This window comes from Streptomyces sp. NRRL WC-3549 (genome assembly GCF_000721935.1).
Taxonomy (GTDB): domain Bacteria; phylum Actinomycetota; class Actinomycetes; order Streptomycetales; family Streptomycetaceae; genus Streptomyces.
Genome location: NZ_KL585425.1, coordinates 75157 through 83402, shown reverse-complemented (window position 1 = coordinate 83402; position 8246 = coordinate 75157). Strand labels below are relative to the sequence as shown.

At 73.4% G+C, this 8246-nt stretch carries 6 protein-coding genes and 2 pseudogenes; 1 reads left to right on the top strand and 7 read right to left on the bottom strand.

Features of this window, described 5'->3' with window-relative positions:
• The 7 genes and pseudogenes from IH13_RS0128150 to bioB form a co-directional block, all read right to left on the bottom strand.
• Positions 1 to 787, bottom strand: a 787-nt coding sequence (locus tag IH13_RS0128150; protein ID WP_031088781.1) for an SGNH/GDSL hydrolase family protein, incomplete at its 3' end; no start/stop codon positions are given.
• Positions 788 to 1036: 249 nt separating this feature from the next.
• Positions 1037 to 2056 (bottom strand): hemolysin family protein, encoded by a 1020-nt coding sequence (locus tag IH13_RS0128145; protein WP_031088780.1) that lies wholly within the window; start codon positions 2054 to 2056, stop codon positions 1037 to 1039.
• Positions 2053 to 2308 (bottom strand): annotated as a pseudogene (locus tag IH13_RS45070) (transporter associated domain-containing protein); the annotation flags it as partial. The pseudogene IH13_RS45070 and the gene IH13_RS0128145, both read right to left, overlap by 4 nt.
• Position 2309: 1 nt before the next feature.
• Positions 2310 to 3453: hemolysin family protein (locus IH13_RS38665; RefSeq protein ID WP_234433421.1), on the bottom strand; the 1144-nt coding region annotated here is incomplete at its 3' end.
• Between the two features lie 443 nt (positions 3454 to 3896).
• The gene (gene bioD / locus IH13_RS0128135; protein WP_031088779.1) at positions 3897 to 4586 is read right to left on the bottom strand and encodes a dethiobiotin synthase; all 690 of its coding nucleotides are present in this window, start codon (positions 4584 to 4586) and stop codon (positions 3897 to 3899) included.
• Position 4587: 1 nt separating this feature from the next.
• Positions 4588 to 5836: pseudogene (locus IH13_RS38660) on the bottom strand (adenosylmethionine--8-amino-7-oxononanoate transaminase).
• A gap of 246 nt (positions 5837 to 6082) precedes the next feature.
• The gene (bioB, locus tag IH13_RS0128125; protein ID WP_031088778.1) at positions 6083 to 7276 is read right to left on the bottom strand and encodes a biotin synthase BioB; all 1194 of its coding nucleotides are present in this window, start codon (positions 7274 to 7276) and stop codon (positions 6083 to 6085) included.
• A gap of 144 nt (positions 7277 to 7420) precedes the next feature.
• Here bioB and IH13_RS0128120 point away from each other — a divergent pair.
• Positions 7421 to 8246: aminotransferase class I/II-fold pyridoxal phosphate-dependent enzyme (locus tag IH13_RS0128120; protein ID WP_031088777.1), on the top strand; the 826-nt coding region annotated here is incomplete at its 3' end.

Below are 8246 nucleotides of genomic sequence, written 5' to 3'. Positions count from 1 at the left end.
CCTCCGGGGTGATCCAGAAAGCCGTTCCGAGCGCCGGGTCGAACTGCGCCCCCGCCCGCCCGTCACCCGACGACCGGCCGGTGAGGCGCCGTCCGATCCACGGCAACAGGTGCTGCCGGGCGAACCGCACGTCGGCCACCCGCCGCGTCGCCCAGCGCGGCGGCGGTGCCACGGGCATCGGAGTCCGCCAGTCGCTCTCCGCCGGCAGGCCGAGCGCCTGCCAGACCGCCTCCGCGACCCTGCGGTGCCCCTCGGCCGTCAGATGGAGGCGGTCCACGTCCCACATCCGCGGGTCGCCGAGCGACGGCGCACCGTAGAGGTCGGCCACCAGTGCCCCGTGCCGTGCGGCCAGCTCGTCCACCAGGGAGAAGAGCTCCTCCATACGCGGCCGGAAGCGCTCCAGCACCGGTCCCTCGCGGCCGGGGCTCCGCATCAGCACCAGCGTCCCGCACGCGGGGGCCAGGCGCTCGACCGCCTCTTCCAGCCGCCCCCGCACCATGCCCATGTCGCACTTCGGGCGCAGGGTGTCGTTGAGACCGCCGACGAGCGTGATCACGTCCGGCTCCAGCGCGGCGGCGACGGAGACCTGCTCGTCGACGATCTGCCCGATGAGCTTGCCGCGGACGGCGAGGTTGGCGTAGCGGAAGCCTGGCGTCCGGGCCGCGAGCCGGGAGGCGAGGACGTCGGCCCAGCCGCGGTACGAGCCGTCGGGCAGCAGGTCCGACATGCCTTCGGTGAAGGAGTCACCGACCGCGACAAAACTGGTGTAGGGGGCATTCGATTCCATGGCGGATGCGATCGTACCGTGACGCGGGCCGGGGCCGGAAAGGCCCCGGAGTCACGACGGCGTCCGCCCGCGCGAGCCGCCACCCGAGCCGCCGCGCGAGCCGCCACCCGAGCCCCGGTACGGCCCCGGCTGCGCCCAGACGCCCGGGTGCCCGGACACCCGGGCGGCGCGGCCCGCTCCGCACCCGGCCTCGTACGCCCACCGCCGCCCTGACGTCCCGCCCCGCCCCGTGCCCCGGTGCCGTGTCCGTCAGCGGGCCTGGGGCCGGCCGACCAGTTCACGCAGTACGTCCTCCATCGCGACCAGCCCGGCCGGCCGGTTGTCGTCGTCGACGACGACCGCGAGATGGGTACGGCTCCGGCGCAACGCCGTCAGTACGTCGTCGAGCGGGGTGGAGGCCCGCACCCGCGCGATCGGCCGCAGCGCGGACACGGGGAAGGGGACGTCCCGGGGGGTGGCGTCCAGCGCGTCCTTCACGTGGAGGTAACCGAGGATCCGCTGCTTGCTGTCCATCACCGGGAAACGCGAGAACCCCGACTCCCAGGACAGCCGCTCCAACTCCTCGGGCGTGGTGCCCACCCGGGTGTACAGCACCTTGTCGATCGGCAGCAGCACGTCCCTCACCGGGCGGCGGCCCAGTTCCAGGGCGTGCCGCAGCCGTTCCGCCGAACGGTCGTCGACGAGTCCGGCGTCCCCGGCGTCCTTGACGAGCAGAGCCAGCTCGTCGTCGGAGAAGGTCGCGGACACCTCGTCCTTGGTATCCACCCGCAACAGCGTCAGCAGGCCGTTGGCGAACGCGTTGACGGCGAAGATCACCGGGCGCAGCGCCCTGGCCAGGGCCACCAGCGGCGGTCCGAGCAGCAGCGCGGTGCGCGCGGGCTCGGCCAGCGCGATGTTCTTCGGCACCATCTCGCCGAGCAGCATGTGCAGATAGGTCGCCAGCGCCAAGGAGATCACGAACGACGCCGGGTGGACCGCTCCGTGGGGCACACCCACCGCGTCGAACACGGGCTCCAGCAGATGGGCGATGGCCGGCTCGGCCACGATGCCCAGGACCAGCGTGCAGAGCGTGATGCCCAGTTGCGCGGCCGCCAGGAGCGCCGAGAGGTGCTCCAGCCCCCAGATCACGCTCCGCGCCCGTTTGTCCCCGGCCTCGGCCTCCGGCTCGATCTGGCTGCGGCGTACGGAGATCAGGGCGAACTCCGCGCCGACGAAGAAGGCGTTCACGACCAGCGTCAGCAGGCCGATGAAGAGCTGAAGGGCGGTCATCGCGTCTCCTCCGCCAGCTCGCCGGTCCCGGGCAGCGGTGCGTGCAGCAGGGCGCGCGCGGCGCGGTGCCCCGAGGCGTCCACCACGTCGATCCGCCACCCGCCGAGCTCGACCGTGTCGCCGACCACCGGGATCCGCCCCACCTCGGTGGCGACGAGGCCGGCCAGCGTCTCGTAGGGACCGTCCGGCACCCGCAGCCCCACCGTCCTGAGCCTGTCTCTTATACACATCTCTGAGCGGGCTGGCAAGGCANCCCGCAGCCCCACCGTCCTGAGCTGGTCGGTGCGGGCGGCGCCGTCCGCCGACCACAGGGTTCGCCCGTCGGCGTCCTCGCCGGCCGGTGCCAGGTCGGGCGTCTCGTGCGGATCGTGCTCGTCCCGCACCTCGCCGACGACCTCCTCGACGATGTCCTCCAGGGTCACCACGCCCGCCGTCCCGCCGTACTCGTCGATGACGACGGCCATGGCCAGCTTGCCCGACAGCCGGTCCAGCAGCTGGTCCACGGCGAGCGTCGCCGGTACGAGCAGCGGTTCGCGCAGCATCTCGGACACCCTCTTGCGGGGCCTCTGGGCGGCCGGTACGGCCAGGACGTCCTTGATGTGCGCCACCCCGACGACCGTGTCCAGGCTGCCCCGGTACACCGGGAACCGGGAGAGGCCGGTCGCCCGCGTGGCGTTCGCGACGTCCTCCGCGGTGGCCAGCACATCCAGCGCCGTGACCTGGACACGGGGCGTCATCACGTTCTCGGCGGTCAGCTCGGAGAGGTTGAGAGTCCGTACGAACAGCTCCGCCGTGTCGGCCTCCAGGGCGCCCGCCTTCGCGGAGTGGCGTGCCAGGGCCACCAGCTCCTGAGGGCTGCGCGCCGAGGCGAGTTCCTCGGCCGGCTCCAGACCGAAGCGGCGCACGATGCGGTTGGCCGTGTTGTTGAGGTGGCCGATGAACGGCCGGAAGACGGCCGTGAACACCCGCTGCGGAGTGGCCACGGCCTTGGCGACGGCCAGCGGGGACGAGATCGCCCAGTTCTTCGGTACGAGCTCGCCCACCACCATCAGTACGACGGTGGACAGCGCCGTGCCGATCACCAGGGCGAGGGAGGAGGACACACCGGGCGAGAGCCCCGTGGCCTCCACCGGACCGCGGATCAGCTTGGCGACGGACGGCTCGGAGAGCATGCCGACCACCAGATTGGTGACGGTGATGCCGAGCTGGGCGCCGGAGAGCTGGAAGGTGAGCCCGCGTACGGCCTTGAGGGCACCCGCCGCGCCGCGCTCCCCCCGCTCGACGGCCCGTTCGAGCTCACCCCGTTCGACGGTCGTCAGAGAGAATTCGGCTGCGACGAACGCGCCGCAGGCCAGGGAGAGCAGCACGGCCACCAGGAGCAGAAGCACTTCGGTCATCGGTTCACCTCCGTCCCATGATCGGGCAGGGGCAGGGGGTTCGCGCGGTGTCGGAGGAGGGCCGCGCGACGAGGGCGGGACCGGTTACCGGGAGGTTCGCCCATGGGCGGACGTACACACCTTTCGTTGGTTCGAACGGCTGGAGGGTCAGTCTAAGGACGGCGAAGCCCGCCGCGGCGCCGGCCGGGGCCGGCGTCAGGGCCGATCCCGCCGGAACGCGGCGTGGGTCCGCTCACCGTGGGCGCCTGGCGTCCGCGGTGACCCTCTCCCGCTTCCCGGCCGGCCCGGCCCGCCTTCCTGGGACCTCCGCCGCCTGGCACTCCGTCTGCCCCGGCGACCGCTCGGTCATCCCCACGTCCGTCAGGTGCCCGGCCGGGCCCCGCGAGAAGCGCGGGACCGCGGTACGGCCCCGCCCCCGCGACGCCGGCTCCCGTACCGTCCGCTCAGCCCGCCTGCCGGTGGCCGCCGAGTGCGGGAGCCAGCCAGCCCGCCGCCCGCGCGCGGAAGTCGGCCGGGTCGAGCGAGCCGGCGCCGGCGGGCACGACACCCAGCAGCGGGGCGCCCGCGGCGACCGGGAGGTCCTCGATGTTGCACCGTGACGCGAGGTCCGGGTCCGCCGGCATGCTGCCCACCACGACCCCGGGACACCCCAGGCCGCGGGTCCGCAGCGCCTCCGCGGTCAGTGCGGTCGCGTTGAGCGTGCCGAGGCCCGCGGGGACCACGAGCAGCACCGGCGCGGCCAGCAACCGGGCGGCGTCCGCGAGCGTGGAACCCTCGCCGTCGAACCGTACGAGCAGCCCGCCCGCGCCCTCGACCAGCACCACGTCGTGTTCCGTGGCCAGTTTCTGCGCCGCCTCGGCGATCTCGAACGGGCGTACCGGCGCCAGACCCGCCCGGCGTGCCGCGGTCTCCGGGGCCAGCGGCTCCGGGAAACGGGCCAGCTCCACGGCCGTGACATGGGCGCCCGCCAGTCGCGCCACCTCGGCGGCGTCCCCCGGCTCCCCAGGGGCGAGCCCCGTCTGGGCGGGCTTGAGCACCGCCACACGGCGGTCCCGGAAGGCGGCCGCCACGGCCGCCGTCACGACGGTCTTGCCGATCTCCGTGCCCGTACCGGACACCACCATCACGGTCATCTCAGCCCCTCTTCGCAGCCGCGCACACGGCCCGGCAGATCCTCGCCACGTCCTCGTCGCCGGTCACGTACGGCGGCATCGTGTACACCAGGTCGCGGAAGGGGCGCAGCCACACGCCCTCGCTCACCGCGGCCCGCGTGGCGGCCTCCATGTCCACCTCGTGGTCGAGCTGTACGACTCCGATCGCGCCCAGCACCCGTACGTCCCGGACTCCCGGCAGGCCGGCGGCCGGGGCGAGGCCCTGTTCCAGCCCGGCCCCGATCCGTTTCACCTCCGCCTCCCAGTCCTGCCCCAGCAGCAGGTCCACCGAGGCCGAGGCCACCGCCGAGGCGAGCGGATTGCCCATGAAGGTGGGCCCGTGCGCCAGCACCGGCACCTCGCCCCGGGAGATCCCTTCCGCCACCCGTGAGGTGCACAGGGTCGCCGCCAGGGTCAGATAGCCCCCGGTCAGCGCCTTGCCGACGCACATGACGTCGGGGGAGACCCCCGCGTGCTCCGCCGCGAAGAGCTTTCCGGTCCGGCCGAACCCCGTGGCGATCTCGTCGAAGACGAGCAGCACGTCGTTCGCGTCGCAGGCCTCCCGCAGCACCCGCAGATACGCGGGTGAGTGGAACCGCATCCCGCCCGCGCCCTGCACCACCGGCTCGACGATCACCGCGGCCAGCTCATCGGCGTGCTCGGCGACCAGCGTGCGCAGATGCCGTGCGTAGTCCTCGTCCGGCTCCGCGTCGAAACCTTCCGGCGGGACGTCCGCGAAGACCTGCCGGGGCAGGGACCCCGACCACAGCTCGTGCATGCCGCCTTCGGGATCGCAGACGGACATGGGCTGCCAGGTGTCTCCGTGGTAGCCGCCGCGCCAGGTCAGCAGCCGTTGCTTGCCGGGCCGCCCGGCCGAACGCCAGTACTGCAGACACATCTTCACCGCCACCTCGACGGAGACCGAACCCGAGTCGGCGAGGAAGACGTGCCGCAGCGGGGCCGGGGTGATCTCCACCAGGCGGGCGGCCAGCCGGACCGCGGGCTCATGGGTGAGCCCGCCGAACATCACATGGCTCATCCGGTCCAGCTGGCCACGGGCCGCCTCGTTGAGCACCGGGTGGTTGTAGCCGTGCACCGCCGACCACCAGGACGACATACCGTCCACCAACTCCCGCTGACCATGAGCGGGTTCGGCGAGCCGGAGCCGTACCCCGGACGCGGTGTGCCCGGTCCAGGGAACGGAGTTCGGCGGGGGAGAGCGGATCAGGCATTGGGCGCGATGTCCGTACCGGCGCCGCGACGGCGGACCGCCACCAGGTCCGTACGCGCCGACGGGACCTCGGGGGCGGCGGCCACGGCCCCGGAGGGAGCACCCTCGGCGGCCTCAGGCGCGTCGCCGCACGGGGCGCAGCCGCCGCCTCCGNACGACCAGCGGCTCCTGCCGGCCCGGCATCGGCCCGTAGGGATGCCACACGTGTGCCCGGTCCAGGGAACGGAGTTCGGCGGGGGAGAGCGGATCAGGCATTGGGCGCGATGTCCGTACCGGCGCCGCGACGGCGGACCGCCACCAGGTCCGTACGCGCCGACGGGACCTCGGGGGCGGCGGCCACGGCCCCGGAGGGAGCACCCTCGGCGGCCTCAGGCGCGTCGCCGCACGGGGCGCAGCCGCCGCCTCCGTGCGACCCGCAGCCACCGTCCGCCACGGGGACGCGGTGCCCGGGCAGGGTCGTCGTGTCGGACCCCTCCACCTCGAAACCGGCGTCCGCGATCATGTCGAGGTCCGTCTGCCCGGCCTGGCCCTCGCTGGTCAGGTAGTCGCCCAGGAAGATCGAGTTGACCAGGTGCAGGGCGAGCGGCTGCATGGAACGCAGATGGACCTCCCGCCCGCCGGCCAGCCGCACCTCGGCGTCCGGGCAGACGAAGCGGACCATGGCGAGGATCCGCAGGCACCGCTGCGGGGTCAGGTGCCAGTCCGCGGCGAGCGGCGTCCCCTCCATCGGGATGAGGAAGTTCACCGGGACGGAGTCGGGGTCCAGCTCGCGCAGCGAGAACACGACGTCCACCAGATCGGCGTCACTCTCGCCCATGCCGGCGATCAGACCGGAGCACGCGGACAGCCCGGCGGCCTGTGCCTGCTGCACGGTGTCCACACGGTCGGCGTACGTGTGGGTCGTGGTGATGTCCCCGTAGGTCGCCTCGGAGGTGTTCAGGTTGTGGTTGTACGCGTCGGCGCCCGCCGACCTCAGCCGCTCCGCCTGCCCTTCGGAGAGCAGACCGAGACAGGCGCACACCTCGACGTCCTCGTGCTGCCCCTTGATCGCCTCGATGGTCTTCGAGACCCGGTCGACGTCCCGGTCCGTGGGCCCCCGGCCGCTGGCCACCAGGCACACCCGCTTCGCACCCCCGGCCACCCCGGCGGCGGCGGCCTTCGACGCCTCGTCAGGCTTCAGCCAGGTGTACTTGAGGATTTCAGCCTTGGAACCCAGCCGCTGCGAGCAGTACGAGCAGTCCTCGGGACACAGCCCGGACTTCAGATTCACCAGGTAGTTGAGCTTCACGCGCCGCCCGAACCACTGGCGGCGCACCTTTCCGGCCGCGGCCACCACGTCGAGCAGTTCGTCGTCGGAGGCCGCCAGCACGGCGAGCGCTTCTTCGCGGGTCGGCAGTTCGCGCCGCAGCCCCTTGTCCACCAGCGTGTTCAGCAGGTCCATGGGGGTGATCCTGGCCTACGGCACGGCCATCGGCCAAGGAGGAACCGGACAGGAGAGACGGCCGATGGTGTGTGCCTTGCCACACCCTGCCCTGCTCCGCACCCCGCTAGGGTCTGTGAGCTGCCTACAAAAAGGGACCCAGCCATGCCCTCCCCGTTCGACTGGATCGACGACGAGGCCCGGCGCCGCGCCGGGGCCGGCCTCGTCAGAAGCCTGCGCCCCCGCCCCGCCGGTACCGGGCCGCTGGACCTCGCGAGCAACGACTACCTGGGACTCACCCGCCATCCCGAGGTCACCGCGGCGGCGGCCGAGGCGGCCGGGCGCTGGGGCGCGGGGTCCACCGGCTCACGGCTGGTCACCGGGACCACCGCCCTGCACACCGAACTCGAGAGCGAGCTGGCGCGGTTCTGCGGCTTCGAGGCCGCCTTGGTGTTCTCCTCCGGTTACGCGGCCAACCTCGCCGCACTGACCGCCCTCACCGGCCCGGGGGCGCTGATCGTCTCCGACGCGGGCAACCACGCCTCCATCGTGGACGGTTGCCGACTCTCCCGGGCCGGCACCGCCGTCGTGCCGCACGCGGACCCCGACGCCGTGCGCAAGGCGCTCGACGGGCACTGCGGTCGGGCCCTGGCCGTCACCGACTCGGTGTTCTCGGTGGACGGCGACGCCGCGCCCCTCGCCGCACTCGCCGGAGCGTGCCGGGAGACCGGGGCCGCCCTCCTGGTCGACGACGCGCACGGACTGGGCGTCCTGGGCGAGGGCGGGCGTGGCGCGCTCGCCGCCGCGGGGCTCGCGGGTGCGCCCGACGTCGTCGCCACGGTGACCCTCTCCAAGTCCCTCGGCAGCCAGGGCGGGGCGGTCCTGGGACCGGCCCGCGTCATCGACCACCTGGTCAACACCGCCCGTACGTTCATCTTCGACACCGGGCTCGCCCCCGCGGCGGCGGGAGCGGCCCTGGGTGCCCTGCGGC

Excerpts from the sequence above, each read along its gene's own strand:
- IH13_RS0128145 (WP_031088780.1), bottom strand. The coding sequence starts at position 2,056 with ATGACCGCCCTTCAGCTCTTCATCGGCCTGCTGACGCTGGTCGTGAAC.
- bioD (WP_031088779.1), bottom strand. The coding sequence starts at position 4,586 with ATGACCGTGATGGTGGTGTCCGGTACGGGCACGGAGATCGGCAAGACC.
- bioB (WP_031088778.1), bottom strand. The coding sequence starts at position 7,276 with ATGGACCTGCTGAACACGCTGGTGGACAAGGGGCTGCGGCGCGAACTG.